Source organism: Nocardioides anomalus (assembly GCF_011046535.1).
Taxonomy (GTDB): Bacteria; Actinomycetota; Actinomycetes; order Propionibacteriales; family Nocardioidaceae; genus Nocardioides; species Nocardioides anomalus.
Genome location: NZ_CP049257.1, coordinates 2,940,332 through 2,957,247, shown reverse-complemented (window position 1 = coordinate 2,957,247; position 16,916 = coordinate 2,940,332). Strand labels below are relative to the sequence as shown.

Annotated in this window: 22 protein-coding genes and 1 pseudogene; 8 read left to right on the top strand and 15 right to left on the bottom strand. The window is 73.7% G+C overall.

Annotation, left to right across the window (positions count from 1 at the left end; genetic code table 11):
• Nucleotides 1-4 precede the first annotated feature (4 nt).
• The gene (locus tag G5V58_RS14925) at nt 5-1,555 is read left to right on the top strand and encodes a hypothetical protein (protein WP_165234257.1); all 1,551 of its coding nucleotides are present in this window, start codon (nt 5-7) and stop codon (nt 1,553-1,555) included.
• 41 nt (nt 1,556-1,596) lie between these two features.
• Here G5V58_RS14925 and G5V58_RS14920 read toward each other — a convergent pair whose 3' ends face one another.
• Both G5V58_RS14920 and G5V58_RS14915 read right to left on the bottom strand, forming a co-directional pair.
• Nucleotides 1,597-2,028, bottom strand: a complete 432-nt coding sequence (locus tag G5V58_RS14920) for a CBS domain-containing protein (RefSeq protein ID WP_165234254.1) — start codon at nt 2,026-2,028, stop codon at nt 1,597-1,599.
• A gap of 91 nt (nt 2,029-2,119) precedes the next feature.
• Nucleotides 2,120-3,025: an inositol monophosphatase family protein gene (locus G5V58_RS14915; protein ID WP_165234251.1), complete on the bottom strand. Its 906-nt coding sequence runs from the start codon at nt 3,023-3,025 to the stop codon at nt 2,120-2,122.
• Between the two features lie 55 nt (nt 3,026-3,080).
• Between G5V58_RS14915 and G5V58_RS14910 the strand changes: the two genes are divergently transcribed.
• Entirely contained in the window at nt 3,081-3,536 is a 456-nt protein-coding gene (locus G5V58_RS14910; protein ID WP_165234248.1) for a DUF2231 domain-containing protein, read from the top strand.
• 3 nt (nt 3,537-3,539) lie between these two features.
• On the opposite strand, the gene rsgA is transcribed toward G5V58_RS14910, so the two are convergent.
• Genes rsgA through G5V58_RS14890 form a run of 4 tightly spaced genes read right to left on the bottom strand, consistent with a single transcriptional unit; the run spans nt 3,540 to nt 7,004 of the window.
• Entirely contained in the window at nt 3,540-4,532 is a 993-nt protein-coding gene (gene rsgA / locus G5V58_RS14905) for a ribosome small subunit-dependent GTPase A (protein ID WP_165234245.1), read from the bottom strand.
• 1 nt (nt 4,533) lies between these two features.
• Entirely contained in the window at nt 4,534-5,811 is a 1,278-nt protein-coding gene (gene aroA, locus G5V58_RS14900; RefSeq protein ID WP_165234242.1) for a 3-phosphoshikimate 1-carboxyvinyltransferase, read from the bottom strand.
• A gap of 1 nt (nt 5,812) precedes the next feature.
• A complete protein-coding gene (locus tag G5V58_RS14895) occupies nt 5,813-6,337 on the bottom strand; it encodes a DoxX family protein (RefSeq protein ID WP_165234239.1) in 525 nt (174 codons plus the stop codon).
• A gap of 22 nt (nt 6,338-6,359) precedes the next feature.
• Nucleotides 6,360-7,004, bottom strand: coding sequence for a hypothetical protein (locus G5V58_RS14890; protein WP_165227616.1), 645 nt, complete (start codon nt 7,002-7,004; stop codon nt 6,360-6,362).
• 118 nt (nt 7,005-7,122) lie between these two features.
• Between G5V58_RS14890 and G5V58_RS14885 the strand changes: the two genes are divergently transcribed.
• From G5V58_RS14885 to rsrA, 4 genes are all read left to right on the top strand, one after another.
• Nucleotides 7,123-7,872: an SOS response-associated peptidase gene (locus tag G5V58_RS14885; RefSeq protein ID WP_165234236.1), complete on the top strand. Its 750-nt coding sequence runs from the start codon at nt 7,123-7,125 to the stop codon at nt 7,870-7,872.
• Nucleotides 7,873-7,882: 10 nt separating this feature from the next.
• Complete coding sequence (locus G5V58_RS14880; RefSeq protein ID WP_165234233.1) at nt 7,883-8,533, top strand: alpha/beta hydrolase family protein; 651 nt, start codon at nt 7,883-7,885, stop codon at nt 8,531-8,533.
• Between the two features lie 75 nt (nt 8,534-8,608).
• The gene (locus G5V58_RS14875) at nt 8,609-9,280 is read left to right on the top strand and encodes a sigma-70 family RNA polymerase sigma factor (RefSeq protein WP_165234230.1); all 672 of its coding nucleotides are present in this window, start codon (nt 8,609-8,611) and stop codon (nt 9,278-9,280) included.
• The gene (gene rsrA / locus G5V58_RS14870; protein WP_165234228.1) at nt 9,280-9,552 is read left to right on the top strand and encodes a mycothiol system anti-sigma-R factor; all 273 of its coding nucleotides are present in this window, start codon (nt 9,280-9,282) and stop codon (nt 9,550-9,552) included. The genes G5V58_RS14875 and rsrA overlap by 1 nt, the downstream gene beginning before the upstream one ends.
• Before the next feature lie 81 nt (nt 9,553-9,633).
• Here rsrA and G5V58_RS26740 read toward each other — a convergent pair whose 3' ends face one another.
• The 6 genes and pseudogenes from G5V58_RS26740 to G5V58_RS14850 all read right to left on the bottom strand — a co-directional run bounded on the left by G5V58_RS26740 (nt 9,634) and on the right by G5V58_RS14850 (nt 13,206).
• Nucleotides 9,634-9,708: a 50S ribosomal protein bL37 gene (locus G5V58_RS26740; RefSeq protein WP_396408713.1), complete on the bottom strand. Its 75-nt coding sequence runs from the start codon at nt 9,706-9,708 to the stop codon at nt 9,634-9,636.
• Between the two features lie 57 nt (nt 9,709-9,765).
• Nucleotides 9,766-10,140, bottom strand: a complete 375-nt coding sequence (locus tag G5V58_RS14865) for a thioesterase family protein (RefSeq protein ID WP_165234225.1) — start codon at nt 10,138-10,140, stop codon at nt 9,766-9,768.
• Nucleotides 10,137-10,625 carry a GNAT family N-acetyltransferase gene (locus G5V58_RS14860; RefSeq protein WP_230487359.1) on the bottom strand — a complete coding sequence of 163 codons (489 nt, stop codon included), beginning with the start codon at nt 10,623-10,625 and terminating at the stop codon, nt 10,137-10,139. Before G5V58_RS14860 ends, G5V58_RS14865 begins: the two co-directional genes overlap by 4 nt.
• A gap of 8 nt (nt 10,626-10,633) precedes the next feature.
• Nucleotides 10,634-11,485 (bottom strand): thiamine pyrophosphate-dependent enzyme, encoded by an 852-nt coding sequence (locus G5V58_RS26015; protein WP_230486644.1) that lies wholly within the window; start codon nt 11,483-11,485, stop codon nt 10,634-10,636.
• Between the two features lie 103 nt (nt 11,486-11,588).
• A pseudogene (locus tag G5V58_RS26010) lies at nt 11,589-12,218 on the bottom strand (thiamine pyrophosphate-binding protein); the annotation flags it as partial.
• Between the two features lie 133 nt (nt 12,219-12,351).
• Complete coding sequence (locus tag G5V58_RS14850; RefSeq protein ID WP_165234222.1) at nt 12,352-13,206, bottom strand: DUF2785 domain-containing protein; 855 nt, start codon at nt 13,204-13,206, stop codon at nt 12,352-12,354.
• 90 nt (nt 13,207-13,296) lie between these two features.
• Here G5V58_RS14850 and G5V58_RS14845 point away from each other — a divergent pair, with 90 nt between their 5' ends.
• Nucleotides 13,297-14,757 (top strand): sensor histidine kinase, encoded by a 1,461-nt coding sequence (locus G5V58_RS14845; RefSeq protein ID WP_165234219.1) that lies wholly within the window; start codon nt 13,297-13,299, stop codon nt 14,755-14,757.
• A gap of 14 nt (nt 14,758-14,771) precedes the next feature.
• On the opposite strand, the gene G5V58_RS14840 is transcribed toward G5V58_RS14845, so the two are convergent.
• Nucleotides 14,772-15,023, bottom strand: a complete 252-nt coding sequence (locus G5V58_RS14840) for a WhiB family transcriptional regulator (RefSeq protein ID WP_134720666.1) — start codon at nt 15,021-15,023, stop codon at nt 14,772-14,774.
• 230 nt (nt 15,024-15,253) lie between these two features.
• Between G5V58_RS14840 and G5V58_RS14835 the strand changes: the two genes are divergently transcribed.
• Nucleotides 15,254-15,655, top strand: a complete 402-nt coding sequence (locus G5V58_RS14835) for a hypothetical protein (protein WP_165234216.1) — start codon at nt 15,254-15,256, stop codon at nt 15,653-15,655.
• Nucleotides 15,656-15,664: 9 nt separating this feature from the next.
• Here the strand turns inward: G5V58_RS14835 and G5V58_RS14830 are convergent, their stop codons facing one another.
• Complete coding sequence (locus G5V58_RS14830) at nt 15,665-16,477, bottom strand: RNA polymerase sigma factor SigF (protein ID WP_165234213.1); 813 nt, start codon at nt 16,475-16,477, stop codon at nt 15,665-15,667.
• Nucleotides 16,478-16,490: 13 nt separating this feature from the next.
• A complete protein-coding gene (locus G5V58_RS14825) occupies nt 16,491-16,895 on the bottom strand; it encodes an ATP-binding protein (RefSeq protein WP_230486643.1) in 405 nt (134 codons plus the stop codon).
• Nucleotides 16,896-16,916 lie beyond the last annotated feature (21 nt).

The window sequence follows — 16,916 nt, the reverse complement described above, 5'->3', positions numbered from 1 at the left end:
GAGCATGAACCGCCTCGTCGCCTCGGGAGCGCTGCTCCTCGCCCTGGCCGCGCCGACCGCGCTGCCCTCGCCCGGACAGGCCGCCGCACCGGACCAGCCTCGCGCCGGCACCGGTCTCGGCCTCACCTCCAAGGCCCTCGACGTCGTGATGACCAACGACGGCGCTGCGGTCGTCGCCCTGCTGGACCGGGCCGCGGTCGGGCAGCCGTACGCCGTCCGCATCTGCCGGATCCCGGCCGGCGGCTCCGCCTGCGCCCTGACTGCGACGCTCTCCCCGCCCACGCCGGACGACGTCGACGACAGCACCGGGCCGTGGCTGGTCACCGACGGCACCAAGGTCGTCGTGGCGATCGGCAACCACGACGGTGCTGCGGAGCGGACCTACGCCGCGGCCTCGGCCAACGGTGGCGCCACCTTCGGTCCGATGGCCAAGGTCGCCAACGTCACCGCCACCGACGTCGAGCTCGCCCCTGGGAGCAACGGGCTCTGGATCGCCTCGAACAGTGGCCCTACGGGGGCCGCCGCTGACTACCAGGCCTTCACCGCGGCGCCGCTCCCCGGTGGCGCGCCCACCTCGGGCGCGACGTTCAGCACCGGCGGTGGCAGCGAGAGCGTCGACGGACTCCTGGTCGGCGTCACGCCGGAGGGTCGGCCCCTGGCCTTCCTCAGCGGCTTCGCCCCGGGCCTGGCCAACGGCACCTACTACCGGGCCTTCAACGGCAACGTCGTCCCCACCGAGATCAACGACATGAGCAAGTGGTCGAGCACGCCCACGAGGTACGACCTCGGCGCGCCCTGGGAGCGCAACGGCTCCTATGACGTGACGTCGGGCGCGGGTCGCCTGTGGCTCGGCTACGAGGGGCTGCAGCGCGACACGGTGCTCCGGCCGTTCGCCGGCGGTGCCTTCGGTGCGCCGGTGTCCCCAGACTGCGTGAGCAGCCGCTTCAGCTCGGGGACCCAGGACGCGCCGGACGTCGCCATCACCCGTACCGGCGACCTGCTCGTCACCGAGACCGGCAGCAACGGCAACGGGATGTTCCTGGGCTTCTTCCACGGCACGGCGGACGGGGCGACGTGGTCGGCGTACAGCGAGCTGGCCGCGGCTCCCGGCATCCGCGACGTCGAGACGGCGGCGGATCCGACGTCCGACACGACGGGCATCGCGGTGTGGACCGCGGACGACATCTACGGCGGCCCGGTCTCCTTCGCGCGGATCCCGTCTGCGCCCCCGGTGGGCTGCAGCTCCGACGTCGGCGCCAAGGTCGGCAGCGCGACCGTCACCCTGGACGGTCCCGAGGGCTGTGTGCCGTCGGGCAAGAAGTACCAGCTCAAGGTGACCAGGACCAAGGGCAAGGGCACCATCCGCCTAGTCGTCTTCAAGGCCACCGGCGCCAAGAAGAAGACCGACAAGGCGGCACCGTTCAAGACCAAGCTCAAGGTGAAGAAGGGCGCGGCCAGCGGCTCGACGGTCAAGGTCAAGGCCAAGGTCACCGTCAGGCAGCCGAGCGGCAAGCTCAAGACCAAGAGCCTGAAGACCAGCTTCACGGTCTGCTGACGCCGCCGGGCCCGGGCCCGGTCGCCGCGCGGCGGCCGGGCTCAGGTCTGGTGCACGTAGGAGTCGAGCTGGTCGCGCTCGAACTCGAGCTGGCTCATCTTGTGCTTCACCACGTCGCCGATGGAGACGATGCCGACCAGCCGGCCGTCGTCCACGACGGGCACGTGCCGGATCCGGCGGCGGGTCATCGTCTGCATGAGCTCGTCGAGCGTCGCGTCGGGCTCGGTGGTCTCGACGACCTCGGTCATGATCGCGGCGACGGTGTTGTTGATGACGGTGCCGTCGTGGTGCAGGTGGCGCACCACGTCGCGCTCGCTGACGATCCCGGCCACCGTCTCGCCGTCGGCGCTGACGATGAGCGCCCCGACGTTGTGCTCGGCCAGCTTGGCGATGAGCTCGCGCACGCCGGCCTCGGGGGTGATCGTGACGACCCCGGCCTCGGGCTTGGCGTTGAGCACCTCGACGATCTTCACGCGGACCTCCCAGGACGGTTCGGACCTCGACCGTAGCGAGGTGCGGCGGCGCTGGGAACCCTCGCGCCGCCAGGCGGGCCCCGTCTCGGGCTCAGCCCTCGGACCCGTCCTCCGGGCCGTCCTCGGCGGCCGGCACCGGCCGCGGACCCCGCGGACGCAGCTCGGAGACCGAGCCGGGCCCGGTCGGCTGCCAGTCGGGGTCGCTGTCGTCGTCCACCGAGCCCAGGAAGGACAGGGCGGCGTCGTGCAGGTGGCCGTTGGTGGCCAGCGCGTTGCCGCCCCACGGGCCGTCCTCACCGGACAGCGAGGTGAACGTCCCGCCGGCCTCGCGCACGATCACGTCGAGCGCGGCCATGTCGTGCAGCGCGAGCTCGGGCTCGGTGGCGATGTCGACCGCACCCTCGGCCAGCAACGTGTAGGACCAGAAGTCGCCGTACGCGCGGCTGCGCCACACCCGCCGCATCAGCGAGACGAAGTCGTCGCTCTGGCCGCGCTCCTCCCACCCGTGCAGCGAGGAGTAGGACAGCGAGGCGTCCTCGAGGCGGCGCACGTCCGAGACGTGGCACTGGGTCGCCTTCAGCAGCGAGCGGCCGGTCCAGGCGCCGGAGCCGGACGAGGCCCACCAGCGCCGCTGCAGCGCCGGGGCCGAGACCACGCCGAGCACCACCTCGTCGTCCACGGCCAGCGCGATGAGCGTGGCCCAGACGGGCACCCCGCGCACGAAGTTCTTGGTGCCGTCGATCGGGTCGATGATCCAGCGCCGCTGGCTGTGCCCGGTCGAGCCCTGCTCCTCGCCGGTGACTGCGTCGCGCGAGCGCACCCGTGACAGGGTGCGGCGCAGGCTCTCCTCGACCGCCTCGTCGGCGTCGGAGACCGGGGTCAGGTCCGGCTTGGTCATGACGTGCAGGTCCAGCGCCTTGAAGCGCGCCGTGGTCAGCGAGTCGGCGTCGTCGGCCAGCACGTGGGCCAGGCGGAGGTCGTCGGTGTAGTCCGCCACGGGCGCCACCCTATGCTGCGGTGAACCGTTCGCCGTGGAGGTACGTACAGCAGACATGTGGGAGTTCAACGGGTTGCCGCTCCACCCCCTCATCGTGCACGCCGCGGTGGTGTTCGGGCCGGTCTCCGCGCTGGTGGCCATCGCGTACGCCGTGCTGCCGCGCTACCGCGACCGGCTGCGCTGGGTGACGCTGGGCCTGGTGGTCATCGCCTTCGTCACGATCTGGGCCGCCTACCTCAGCGGGGACAACTTCCTGGAGAAGGGGCAGCAGTTCGCCAACCTGGGTGGTGAGGCCGCGGAGCGGATCGAGCACCACGAGGAGCTGGCCGACGTGCTGCGCTGGATGACCACCGGCTTCCTGGTCGTCACGGTCCTCGCGGTCTGGCAGCACGCCAAGGCGGGTGCGACCCGCTACGCCCTCGGCGGCCTGGTCGTGGTCGGCGCGGTGCTGACGCTGGTGTGGACGGCGCTCACGGGCGACGCCGGCGCGCAGGCCGTCTGGGGCAGCTGAGGCTCAGTACGCCGGCTCGGAGCGTGCGGCGAGCAGCCGCCGGAACGACGCCACCCGCTCGGGGTCGGCCTCGCCGCGGGCCACGGCCTCGTCGAGGCCGCACTCGGGCTCGTCGGTGCCGTGGGTGCAGCCGCGCGGGCACTCCTCGGTCATCTCGTCGAGGTCCGGGAACGCCTCGATGAGGTGCTCGGGCTGCACGTGGGCCAGCCCGAACGAGCGGATGCCGGGGGTGTCGATGATCCAGCCCTGGTCGTCGGGCAGCGCCAGCAGGTAGGCCGAGGTCGACGTGTGCCGGCCGCGCCCGGTGACGGCGTTGACCACGCCGACCTCGCGGTCCGCGTGGGGCACGAGCGCGTTGACCAGCGTGGACTTGCCGACACCGCTGGAGCCGAGCAGCACGCTGGTCCGGTCGGCCAGGCTCTCGCGCAGCTCGGCCAGGTCGCCGCCGCGGTGGGTGACGACCCAGGGCACGCCGAGCGAGCGGTACGTCGCGAGCAGCGGCTCGGGTGAGGCGAGGTCGGACTTGGTCAGGCACAGCAGCGGCGCCAGCCCGGCGTCGAACGCCGCCACGAGGGCGCGGTCCAGCAGCCGCGGCTGCGGCTCGGGGTCGGCGATCGCCACCACCACCACGAGCTGGTCGGCGTTGGCCACGATCACGCGCTCGACGGGGTCGTCGTCGTCGGCGGTGCGCCGCAGCGTGGTCGTGCGCTCGTGGACCTCGACGATGCGGGCCAGGGTGCCCTCGTCGCCGGTGACGTCGCCCTCGACCTTGACCCGGTCGCCGACGACGACGCCGCGGCGCCCGAGCGGGCGTGCCTTCATCGCGTAGACGAGGTGCCCGGCAACGAGGACCGTGAACCGACCCCGGTCCACGGTGACGACCACGCCGTCGGCGGCGTCGTCGTAGGTCGGGCGCTCCTTGGTGCGGGGGCGGGTCCGGCGTCGGGGACGGTCGTAGTGCTCGACGTCCTGGTCGGAGTACCGCCCCGTGGGCATCTCAGAACAGCCCGGACCAGAAGCCGGCGAAGTCGGGGAACGTCTTCGACGTCGTCGCGACGTCCTCGACGAGCACGCCCTCGACCGCGGCGCCGACGACGACACCGGCGTGCGCCATCCGGTGGTCGGCGTAGGTGTGGAAGACCCCGCCGTGCAGCGGGGCCGGGCGGAAGGACAGGCCGTCGGGGTGCTCGGTGACGTCGGCGCCGAGGCCGCCGAGCTCGCGGGCCAGCGCGGCCAGCCGGTCGGTCTCGTGCCCGCGGATGTGGGCGACCCCGCGCAGGTGCGAGGGACCGTCGGCCAGCGCGCACAGCGCCGCGACGGCCGGGGTGAGCTCACCGTGGTCGTGCAGGTCGACGTCGATCCCGCTGAGCCGGTCCGGACCCTGCACGGTGAGGCCCTCGTCGGTCCGCTCGACCGTGCAGCCGAATGACGTGAGGATCTCGCGCAGCGCGTCGCCGGCCTGCGTCGTCGACCCGGGCCAGTCGCGCACGTTCACCGTGCCGCCGGTGACCGCGGCCAGGGCCAGGAACGGCGCCGCGTTGGACAGGTCCGGCTCGATGACGTGGTCGACGGCCCGGATCGGGCCGGGAGCGACGGCCCAGCGGTGCGGGTCGCTGTCGTCGACCTCGACGCCGTGCTTGCGCAGCATGGCCACGGTCATGTCGATGTGGGGCAGCGAGGGCACGGGCTTGCCGTCGTGGCGCACGTCCACGCCCTCGTCGTACCGCGCCCCGGCCAGCAGCAGCGCGGAGACGAACTGCGAGGACGCCGAGGCGTCGATGACCACGTGGCCGCCGCGCACCGAGCCGGTGCCGTGCACCCGGAACGGCAACGAGTCGCCGGGGGAGACGTCCACACCGAGCGAGCGCAGGGCCGCGAGGACCTCGCCGATCGGACGGGTGCGCATGTGCGGGTCCCCGTCGAAGGAGACCGTCCCGCCCGACAGCGCGGCCGCGGGTGGCACGAACCGCATCACGGTGCCGGCCAGGCCGCAGTCCACGTCGGCGTCACGGTCGAAGGGGCCGGGGGCCACCGCCCAGTCCTCGCCGGCCGTGTCGACGGCCGAGCCCAGCGCGGTGAGGGCGGCGGCCATCAGCAGGGTGTCGCGCGAGCGCAGCGCGCGGCGCACGACGGAGGGACCGCCGGCCAGCGCGGCAAGCAGCAGCGCGCGGTTGGTCAGCGACTTGCTGCCCGGCAGCGAGACCACGGCCCGGACCGGGCCGCTCGCCCGGGGCGCCGGCCAGTCCGGCGCCGCGGGCGCCGTCGGTGCGGTCAACTCAGGTGACCTTGGCCTTGGCGAGGGCCGCCTCCCGCCGGGCGGAGCGGGCCAGCACCTTGGCCTCGCGGCGGGCGTCCTTGGCGGCGCGCCGGGTGCGCCACACCACGCCGGGCTGCCCCTCGGTGTCGCCCGAGGCGATGATCAGGCCGCCGAGCATCGAGACGTTCTTGAAGAAGTGCACCCGCTGCTGCGCCTTCTGCGCCGGGTCGCTGGCCTCCCAGAACCGGTGGCCGGCGGCGGTGGTCGGCACCAGGCTCGCGGCCAGGACCGCCGCGGACAGGCGCGGGAACCGGCCCGTGGCCAGCGCCAGACCGGCGGCGACCTGCACGCCGCCGTTGAGCCGGACCAGCGAGGCGGGGTCGGACGGGAGCTGCGGCACGGCGCGCTGCAGGAGCGGCGCGACCCTGTCGGTCACCGGACGCGCGGCCTCGGCCTTGGTCCGGGCGTTGCGCACCGAGTCCAGGCCCCCCACGATGAACATCGAGGCGAGCATCGGGCGCGCGAGCAGTCTGCTGATGGCCATGGCTCAGTCAAGCACGTCGACCTCACGGCGCCGCGGGCGACGGCACGAGCGCGGTGAGCACCGAGGCCACCACGGCGACCGGCTCGATCCCGGCGACCCGCAGGGTGGGGTCGACCTCGACCAGAGGTGGCGGACCGGCGGTCGGCTGCTCGGTCGGTACGTCGGTGGGTGCGGCCGTCGGCGCGGTGGTCGGCGCGGTGGTGGGCGCGGTGGTGGGCGCGGTGGTGGGCGCAGCGGTCGGCCCTGTCGCGACGAACTGCGCCGCGGGCCCGGCGGTCGGCGTGGGTCCCGGACCGGTGGGGGGCGAGGCGGTCGGCGTGCTGGTCGAGGGGACCGCGCGCGGCGGGCGTGCGGGCTGGCCTCCGCGCGGCGGCTGGACCGCCGGCGGCGCGGCCACCACGCCGGGGTCGGAGCGGTCCGGCGACCGGTCCCCTGGGCCGGCGCCTAGGAGTACGGCGGCGACCAGCCCTGCCGCCGCGCCGCCGACCAGCAGCCGGCCGGTGCCGGCCGGGACGACGAGACCGCGCCGCACCAGCCGGGTCCGCGCGTCCAGCATCCCGGCGTACGCCTCCGAGCACGCCGCACAGCAGGCCAGGTGCGCCGCGACCCGCGCCGCCTCGGCGCCGGTGAGCGCCGCGCGCGCGTGCGCGGCCAGCCTCGGACGCACGGCGAGACAGCCGGCCCGGGCCGGAGCCGTCGTCGAGGTCGGGCTCACACCGCACCAACGGGGCAGCGGCCGTTTCAGCACGCTCGGTCCAGACCACCGCGCGCTCTAGGCTGGCCCCATGTGCGGCCGCTACGCCTCCAGTCGGCGCCCCGAGGACCTCATCGAGGAGTTCGAGGTGGTCGACGACCGGGTGCCGCAGCCCCTGGCCCCGGACTACAACGTCGCGCCCACCAAGGAGGTGTACGCCGTCGTGGAGCGGCCGCCGTCGAGGGAGGCCGGCGACGCGGGGGAGCCGGCCGAGCGGCAGCTGCGGACCCTGAGGTGGGGCCTGGTGCCGTCGTGGGCCAAGGACGTCAAGATCGGCAGCCGGATGATCAACGCCCGCATGGAGACGGTGGCCGAGAAGCCGGCGTTCCGCCGCGCCCTGGCCGCGCGACGCTGCCTGCTGCCGGCCGACGGCTACTTCGAGTGGTATCCGACCGAGGAGCTGACCAAGGCGGGCAAGCCCAAGAAGCAGCCGTTCTTCATCCGCCCGTCGGACGGCGGCACGCTGGCCATGGCCGGGCTCTACGAGATCTGGCGCGACCCGGACAAGGCCGAGGACGCCGACGACCGGTTCCTGTGGACGTGCACCGTCATCACCACCGACGCCCCCGACGACCTCGGCCGGATCCACGACCGGATGCCGCTCATGGTCGAGCGCGACCGGTGGGCCGCCTGGCTGGACCCGCGCACCGAGAAGGACTCGGTCCTGGACCTGCTCACGCCCGCGGCGCCCGGACGGCTCGAGGCCTACCCGGTCTCACTCGCCGTCAACGCCGTGAAGAACAACGGCCCCGAGCTCCTCGAGCCGCTCGCCCTGTCCTGATGGGGCCCCGGTGAGCACCGAGCGGGAGGTCGCGACACCCCACGGCCCCGCCCGGCTGTCCGTACGCCGCGCGCGGTCGCCGTACGCCACCCTGCTGCTCTCCCACGGCGCCGGCGGCGGGACCGGCGCGCGCGACCTCCAGGCGCTGGCCGAGTGCCTGCCGCGGGAGCGGTTCAGCGTGGTGCTGCTCGAGCAGCCGTGGCGGGTCGCCGGCCGCAAGGTGGCCACCGCGCCACCGACCCTGGATGACGCCCTGGTGGCCGCCTCGCGCTCGCTGCGCCTGCGCACCCTGCTGGTGGTCGGCGGCCGCTCGGCCGGCGCCCGCTCGGCCGCCCGCTCGGCCCGGCAGGTCGGCGCGGTGGGCTGCCTGGCCCTCTCCTTCCCCCTGCACCCGCCGGGGCGACCGGAGAAGTCCCGGCTCGAGGAGCTGCGCGGCGCCGGCGTACCCACGCTCGTCGTCCAGGGCGAGCAGGACACCATGGGCCGGCCCGAGGAGTTCCCCGACGACCTCGAGCACGTGGACTTCGCGGTGGTGCCCGGCGGCGACCACGGGCTGCGGGTCCCGAAGGCGGCCGGGCTGACCCAGGACGAGGCCATGGAGATCGTGGTGGAGTCGACGCTGGAGTGGCTGGTGCGAGAGGTGACCGGCGTCCGGGAATGACCCCGGCGTGCGCGGCGTTCTGTCGACGTGATCGCGCTGATGGAGCCTCCCGCCTCGCGCGTAGGCTTGGGGGCGATGACTGAGACTCCCGACGACCTGTCCTCGCTCGACGCGCTCGAGCTCGAGGAGCCGGTGGACGTCGCCACCGAGACCGAGGACGAGCGGGCGCTGCGCTTCGAGCGCGACGCGCTGCCGTTCCTCGACCAGCTCTACTCCGCCGCGATGCGGATGACCCGCAACCCGGCCGACGCCGAGGACCTGGTGCAGGAGACGTTCGCCAAGGCGTTCTCCTCCTTCCACCAGTTCCGCCCCGGCACCAACCTCAAGGCGTGGCTCTACCGCATCCTGACCAACACCTTCATCAACAACTACCGCAAGAAGCAGCGCCAGCCGCAGCAGTCGATGTCCGAGGACGTCGAGGACTGGCAGCTGCACCGCGCGGAGTCGCACACCTCCTCGGGCCTGAAGTCCGCGGAGACCGCCGCGCTCGAGCACCTGCCCGACTCGCAGGTCAAGGACGCGCTGCAGCGGCTCCCGGAGGAGTTCCGGCTCGCGGTCTACCTCGCCGACGTCGAGGGGTTCGCCTACAAGGAGATCGCGGAGATCATGGACACCCCGATCGGCACCGTCATGTCGCGGCTGCACCGCGGCCGGCGCCAGCTGCGCGACATGCTCTCGGACTACGTGCGGGCCAACGACCTGCGCCGCCCCGAGCCCGTCAAGGCCGGAACCGAAGGGGACTCGTGATGGCTCACGACCACGGCGACCCGAGCGCGAGCGACTGCGCCGACTTCCTCGAGCAGATCGTCTACTTCATCGACAACGAGCTCGACGCCGCCGACTGCTCGGCGGTCCGCGCCCACCTCGACACCTGCAACCCGTGCCTGGAGCGCTACGACCTGCAGCGCACGGTGAAGTCGATCGTCGCGCGCTCGTGCTCCGAGGCCGCCCCGGCCGAGCTGCGCCAGCGCGTGATGGTCCGCATCCGCGAGGTGCAGGTCCGCATCACCGAGAGCTGAGCGGAACAGCCCGCGCCCACCCCTGCAGACAGCACGAGCCCCAGCCTTCCGGCTGGGGCTCGTTGCGTTCAGCGCCTGCGCTCAGGCGTTGGGGCGCTTGCCGTGGTTGGCGGCCTTCTTCTTGCGGCCGCGGCGCTTGCGTCCGGTCTTGCCCATGGTGACCTCCTGCGGTCTCTTCGATCGCTCCAGTGTCCCAGGCCGTGGGGAGGCGGTCTAATCGGCGCCCTGGTCGGGGGCGGGCCGCAGCCGACCGAGGAACCGCTCGGCGTCCACCACCACCCGGGTCACCTCGCCCGAGCCGACGACCTTGCCGTCGACGTGCCGGGCGGTGACGGTGAAGCGCCGGAGCCGGCCGTCGGCGTACGCCACCTCGGCGGTGACCTCGAGCTCGGCGCCGACCGGGCTGGCGGCCAGGTGCTCGAGCTGGACGCGGGTGCCGACCGAGGTCTCACCGTCGCGCAGCTCGTCCTCGAGGGCGGCGCAGGTGGCGGCCTCGCACCAGGCCAGGAGTCGCGGGGTGGCCAGCACGGGCAGGCTGCCCGAGCCGAGGGCCGCCGCGGTGTCGTCGTCGGTCACGGTGAACCTCACGCCAGCACCCTCTCGAAGCAGATGAGGTCGACGCCGGGCAGCGGCGACCAGTCGCGGTCGGGGAGCCGCTCGAAGCCGAGCCGGCCGTAGAGGCGGTGCGCGGCGCTCATCTCGGTCAGGCTCGAGATCACGACGGCGGGCGCGCCCTGTTCGCGGAAGTGGTCGAGGCAGTGCTCCACGAGGGCCAGCCCGACGCCCTGGCCCTGGGCGGCGGGGTCGACGGCCAGCATCCGGAACTCGCCCTCGTCGCCGCGCGCGACCTCGCGCCACGACGAGCCGTCGGGGCAGAGCGTGACGGAGCCGAGCACGGTCCGGTCGTCCTCGGCCACCGCGACCCAGAGCTCGGCCTCGCGGTCGCGCGCCCCGGCGTCGCGCAGCTTGTCGAGGTAGGGGTCGTTGCGCCCGGCGACGAACGAGGCGTACGCCGCGACCGTCGCCTCCCCGACCGCGGCCAGGTCCTCGGGCCGCGCGCGTCGCAGGTGCACGGGAGGCCTCAGATGCCGAACGTCGCCCGCGGGTAGCCCGCCTCGACGTCGGTGATGACGTTGACCAGGTAGGGGATCCCGCTGGCGAAGGCGCGGTCGAGGGCCGGCCCGATCTCCTTCGGGTCGGTGACGGTCTCGCCGCCACCGCCGAGGGCCTGGACGACCTGGTCGTACGGCGTGCGCGGGGCCAGGTCGGCGATCACGTCGTAGCCGTAGAGCATCTGCATCGGGCCCTTCTCCAGCGCCCAGGCGGAGTTGTTGCCCATGACCATGACCACCGGGAGTCCGTGGCGGACCATGGTGTCGACGTCCATGAGGGAGAAGCCGGCCGCGCCGTCGCCGAGCAGCAGCACCACCTGCGAGGACGGCCGGGCCAGGCGGGCCGCGATGGCCGCGCCGGGGCCGGCGCCGAGGCAGCCGTAGGGGCCGGGGTCGAGCCAGCCGCCGGGCCGCTTCGGCTCGACGTACTTGCCGGCGAAGCTGACGAAGTCGCCGCCGTCGCCGATGACGACCGCGTCCTCGGCCAGCCGCGGGACGAGCTCGCCGTAGATGCGCGCGGGGTGGATCGGGTCGGCCTCGGCGCCGAGCAGCTCGGCGTCGCGGGCGGCGGCCGCGGCGACGGTGTCGGCGAGGGTGGTGCGCCACGCGGACCAGTCCGGCTTCGCGCCCCGCTCGACCGCGGCCTGCAGGGCGTCGAAGACCGCGGTGAGGTCGCCGGACACCGAGCCCGCGAGCTCGGCGTGGGCCGCGACCTGGCCGGGGGAGTCGGCCACGTGCACCACGCGGGCGGGGGTGGAGCCCTCCTCCTTGCCGCCGAAGACGCCGTACCCGAGCCGGAAGTCCAGCGGGGTGCCGACCACGACGACCAGGTCGGCGCCCCCGAGCCGCCGCGCTGCGGGCCTTGGTCACCAGCAGCGGGTGGCCGCCCGGCACGACGCCGCGGCCCATGCCGTTGGTCAGTGTCGGGACGCCGAGGTCCTGCACGAAGCGGAGCGCGGCCTCCTCGGCGCCGTCGGCCCACACGTCGGTGCCGAGGACCAGCACCGGCTGCCGGGCCTCGCCCAGCAGCCGGGCGATGGCCGCGATCGCGTCGCCGTCAGGCTCGACCCGCTCGCGCACCGGCGCGGTGGGCGCGGGGCCGGAGGCCTGGTTGAAGAACTCGTCCATCGGCACGTCGACGAACGCCGGCCCGCGGTGCGGGCTGCGCGCGGCGAGGAACGCCTCGTCCATGCCGGTGAGCACCTCGCCGGCGGTCATGATGGTGCGCGCCAGCTTGGACACCGAGGCCACGATCGGCGGCTGGTCCAGCTCCTGGAGCGAGCCGGAGCCCCAGCGGTTCTGCGGGGCGCGGCCGCCGACCACGACCATGGGCGAGCCGGCGAACTGCGCCTGGGCGATCGCGCTCACGCCGTTGGTCACGCCCGGCCCGGCGGTGAGCACCGCGAGACCCGGGACGCGGGTCAACTTGCCGGTCGCCTCGGCCGCGAAGGCGGCGGTCTGCTCGTGCCGCACGTCCAGCAGCCGCATCGGCGGGTCGGCCTGCACCGCGCCGTCGTACATCGGGAACACGTGCGCCCCGGACAGCGTGAACATGGTCTCGACGCCGTGCGCGCGGGCGACCTCGACGGCGAGCTTGCCGCTGTGCCCCTCGGTGGTCCCCGTCGTGGTGCTCTCCGTCATGGGCTCACTCTGGCAGAGCCCTCGTGGGCCCGGTCGCCGAGTCTGCTCAGCGCGGCGACACGGACCGCTGCAGCTGCGGGTTGGTCGCCCGCAGCACGTCCACGAGGACCAGCAGCAGGTCCGAGCGGCACTGCGGCGGCTGGGTGCCGAGCGCGAGCTGGAGGTACAGCGCGCGCAGGTAGGCCTCGGCGTTGCCGCTGCGCAGGTGCGGGTCGCGGTCGTCGTACGACGCGCGCGCGGCCGCGCTGGCCGCGATCCGGGCGATCCACGGCTCGATCACCTTCATGGTGACGATGTCGCGGCGCAGCACCGCCATGGTGGCGGCGGCCAGGCGGTCCGGCTCGCCGTTGCTGAACAGCCGGTCGACCGGCAGCAGCAGCCGGTCGGCGATGACGTCGAGGAGCACGGTCAGCTCGTTGACCGCCACGTGGGGGGACTGGGCCAGGGTGCCGAGGGCGTCGGCGCCGTGGGCCACCGCGTGCGCCCACCCCTTGCCGGGCACGAACCCGCGCAGGTCGCGCTCGCGCAGCAGCCAGGTGGCCAGCCGGTCGCCCCACTCGAGCACCTTGCTGCCGGGCACGAGCGGACGCTGGTTGTCGCGGCCGATGCACTCACCGAGGATCAGCGCAGAGAAGCTGCGGCGGAAGACCGAGTCGGTCTCGCGCTCGCCGAGCCCGACGCCGAGCCCGGCGGCCATGCCGTCGCCGAGGCCGGACAGCAGGTCGTCGTACACGCCCCGGGTGACCCAGGTCGCGAGCGTCGGGTACGCCGTGCCGTCGCGGGTCTCGGGGTCGGCGTCGCCGAGCATCCGCGTGAGCTCGGCGGTGAGGTCGTCCAGGGCCCGGTCCTGCGGGACCGCCAGCCCGGAAGCGGCGACCTGCTTCCAGTACTGACCCGGCATGCGGCCCATCCTGCCAGGGTTTCCGGCCGCGCTGCAGACTTGCGTCAGCACGCCGAACATGCTTGCGGCACACCACCTACGCTGACCTGCGTGGCGTCCCTGATCGAGCTCGTCCGCGCCCACACCGACCTCGACGAGGACGACGTCGCGTGGCTCCAGCTGCTCCAGGCGGACTGGCAGATCATCGCCGACCTGAGCTTCGCCGACCTGGTCCTGTGGCTGCCCGACCGCGACGGCCACGGCTTCTGGGCCGGCGGCCAGATGCGGCCGACGACCGGGCCCACGGCGTACACCGACGACGTCGTCGGCACCTTCGTCCCCAGCGGCAAGCGGCCCCACCTCGACATCGCGTACGCCGAGGGGCGGCTCGTGCGCGAGGGCGACCCCGAGTGGCGCGACGACGTGCCGGTGCGGGCCGAGACCATCCCGGTCCGCCGCGGCCAGGAGGTCATCGCGGTGGTCGGGCGGCACACCAACCTGCTCGGCGTCCGGACCCCCTCGCGCCTGGAGCTGACCTACCTCCAGACCGCCGCCGACCTGACCCAGATGATCGCCGGCGGCCACTTCCCGGTGCCGGGACAGCGCAGCGACCACGCCGACACCCCGCGGGTCGGCGACGGCTTCCTGCGGGTCGACGAGCAGGGCCGGGTCGCCTACGCGAGCCCCAACGCGCTCTCGGTCTACCGCAGGCTCGGCCACTCGGGCGACCTGGACGGCCTCCGGCTGTCCGAGGTCACCCGCGAGCTGGTCCCGCCGCGGCTGCGCCCCGACGAGGAGACCCTGTCGGCCGTCCTCGGGGGTCGGGCCAACCGCGACGCCGAGATCGGCACCGACTCGGTGTCCCTCATCGTGCGCGCCATCCCGCTGCGCCCGCACGGCCGGCTCATCGGTGCGCTCGTGCTGGTCCGCGACGTCACCGACCTGCGCCGACGCGACCGCGAGCTGGTGACCAAGGACGCCACCATCCGCGAGATCCACCACCGGGTGAAGAACAACCTGCAGACCGTCGCCGCCCTGCTCCGCCTCCAGGCCCGCCGGATGAGCAACCCGGACGCCAAGGCGGCGCTGGAGGAGGCCGTGCGCCGGGTCGGCTCGATCGCGATCGTGCACGAGACGCTGAGCCAGGCCGGCGAGGAGAGCGTGGAGTTCGACGAGGTCGCCGACCGCCTCGGCGGCATGGTGGCCGACGTGTCCTCGGTCGGTGCGCGGCTGCGCGTGCACCGTGAGGGCTCCTTCGGGGTGCTGCCCTCCGAGACCGCGACCACCGTGGCCATGGTGCTCACCGAGCTGGTGCAGAACGCCGTCGAGCACGGCTACGCCGCCGGCTCCGCCGGCACGATCACCATGAGCGCCGCCCGGACCGACGGCCGGCTCACCTTCACCGTCGACGACGACGGTCAGGGCCTCCCGGACGGCTTCGACGCCGCCGGCTCGACGACTCTGGGGTTGTCGATCGTGGGCACGCTGGTGGAGTCCGAGCTGGGCGGCCGGCTCACCCTCGGGGCGTCACCGACGGGCGGCACCCGTGCGGAGATCGACGTCCCGGTCTGATCGGCGGTCCAGAGTCACGCGGTGCGGACGCGGGCGCGGGCGTTGCGGCGCTTGAGCGCGCGGCGCTCGTCCTCGGACAGCCCGCCCCAGACGCCGTGGTCCTGCCCCGCCTCGAGGGCCCACTGCAGACACTGCTCGCGCACGTCGCAGCGGCGGCACACCTGCTTGGCCTCCTCGATCTGGAGGATGGCCGGACCGGTGTTGCCGATCGGGAAGAACAGCTCCGGGTCCTCATCGAGGCACGCGGAGCGGTGGCGCCAATCCATGGCTGGGCTTTCCTACTTTCTGGAGCGGCAAACAGTTCGTCGGGTGGGGGCGTCATGGCCCCGGAGGGTGGGCTGCTGGCACAGCAGCGGGCACGGCGCGACGACACCGGCTCACCCGTGCACCTCCAGCGTGCCGAGAATTGTCGCTCCGCACAAGAGGAATCGCGGGTCTCGTGGATCACAAGCTTCCCGACGACGGATTCCGCAGGACTCCTGCCTATTCTCCCACCGTGACCTCGGGCGCCCGCACACACCCCCCTGTACCCCTCCTGGGGGCCGCCACCCTGGTCGCGCTGCAGGCCCTGGCCCTCGTGGTGCTGGGCGTCGTGGAGGTCGTCAGCGCCGACTCCGAGCGGGTCGCGCTGGCCGTGACCACCACGCTGTTCTTCGTCCTGCTGGCGGCCGGACTGGCCGCCTGCGCGCGTGGTCTGGTCCAGGTGAGCTCGTGGGCGCGCGGCCCGGTGGTGGCGGCCGAGCTCATCGGGCTGCTGCTCGCCTACAGCTTCTGGGGCGGTGGGACGACACCGGTCGCCCTCGCCCTGCTCGCGGTATCCGCGCTCACCCTCGTCGGCGTCCTGCACCCGGCCTCGACGCAGGCCCTGGCGGCCGGGGACGAGCCCGACGAGCTCTAGGCCGGCCCGCTACGGGGACTCCGCCTCCAGCGAGGTCCGCAGCTGCTCGAGGGTGCGCGAGAGCAGTCGGGAGACGTGCATCTGCGAGACGCCGATCTCCTCGGCGATCTGCGACTGGGTCATGTTCTTGAAGAAGCGCAGCAGGAGGATCCGCTTCTCCCGGGCGTCGAGCCGGTCGAGCAGCGGCTTGATCGACTCGCGGATCTCGACGTGCTCGAGGTTCTCGTCGTCCACGCCGATGGCGTCGAGCATGGTCGCCGCGCCGTCCTCGTCGTTGTCGCTGGCGTCGAGGGAGAGCGTGGAGTAGGCGTTGCTGGACTCGATGCCCTCGAGGATCTCCTCGACCGAGCAGCCGATCTTGTCGGCCAGCTCGCGCGGGGTGGGGGAGCGGCCCAGGCTCTGGGTGAGCTCGGCGCTGGCCGAGCCGATCTGCATCCGCAGCTCCTGCAACCGGCGCGGGACGCGGATGGCCCAGCCCTTGTCGCGGAAGTAGCGCTTGATCTCGCCGATGATCGTCGGGGTGGCGTACGTCGAGAACTCCACCCCGCGCTCGAGGTCGAAGCGGTCGATGGACTTCAGCAGCCCGATGGTGCCGACCTGGACCAGGTCCTCGAACGGCTCCCCACGGTTGCGGAAGCGGCGCGCGCAGTGCTCGACCAGCGGCAGGTGCAGGTGCACGAGCCCCTCCCGCGCCGCCTCGTGGGAGGTGGTGGAGCCGTCCTCGTCGCGCAGCTGCGCGAAGAGCTCGGCACTGCGGCGCCGGGTGGCCTCCACGGCGGAGGACCGCTCGGAGGCCGCGTCGAGCGTCGCGTCACCGGTCATCACTGGACCACGCTCAAAGCGCGGGCTCCGAGAGGGTCGACTGCATCGAGAGCGAGATCGTGAAGCGCCCGCTGTCGGTGGTCGCCGAGGTCTTGGAGGCCAGCGTGTTGAGCACCTGCCAGGCGAAGCTGTCCTCGTCGGGCGGGGTCGGCTGCCGCGCCGGCACGCCGACCGCGATGGTCAGCTCGTTGGAGCGCATCCAGAACTCGCACGACAGGTCCGAGCCGCTCTCGGCCTCGGGCAGGACGAGCGCACAGGCCTCGCCGACCGCCATGCGGAGGTCCTCGATGTCGTCGAGGGTGAAGTCCAGCCGCGCCGCGAGCCCGGCGGAGGTGGTGCGCAGCACCGACACGTACGCACTATCGGCGGGCAGGCGGAGCTCGACGTCGGCGCGCGGGTCGGCACCGGGTCCGTTCACGGACATCCTCAGTCCTCCGGG

Coding starts and splice junctions, on each gene's coding strand:
- G5V58_RS14925 (WP_165234257.1), top strand. CDS start 5: ATGAACCGCCTCGTCGCCTCGGGAGCGCTGCTCCTCGCCCTGGCCGCG.
- G5V58_RS14910 (WP_165234248.1), top strand. CDS start 3,081: ATGTGGGAGTTCAACGGGTTGCCGCTCCACCCCCTCATCGTGCACGCC.
- rsgA (WP_165234245.1), bottom strand. CDS start 4,532: ATGCCCACGGGGCGGTACTCCGACCAGGACGTCGAGCACTACGACCGT.
- G5V58_RS14895 (WP_165234239.1), bottom strand. CDS start 6,337: ATGGCCATCAGCAGACTGCTCGCGCGCCCGATGCTCGCCTCGATGTTC.
- G5V58_RS14885 (WP_165234236.1), top strand. CDS start 7,123: ATGTGCGGCCGCTACGCCTCCAGTCGGCGCCCCGAGGACCTCATCGAG.
- G5V58_RS14875 (WP_165234230.1), top strand. CDS start 8,609: ATGACTGAGACTCCCGACGACCTGTCCTCGCTCGACGCGCTCGAGCTC.
- rsrA (WP_165234228.1), top strand. CDS start 9,280: ATGGCTCACGACCACGGCGACCCGAGCGCGAGCGACTGCGCCGACTTC.
- G5V58_RS14850 (WP_165234222.1), bottom strand. CDS start 13,206: ATGCCGGGTCAGTACTGGAAGCAGGTCGCCGCTTCCGGGCTGGCGGTC.
- G5V58_RS14840 (WP_134720666.1), bottom strand. CDS start 15,023: ATGGATTGGCGCCACCGCTCCGCGTGCCTCGATGAGGACCCGGAGCTG.
- G5V58_RS14830 (WP_165234213.1), bottom strand. CDS start 16,477: ATGACCGGTGACGCGACGCTCGACGCGGCCTCCGAGCGGTCCTCCGCC.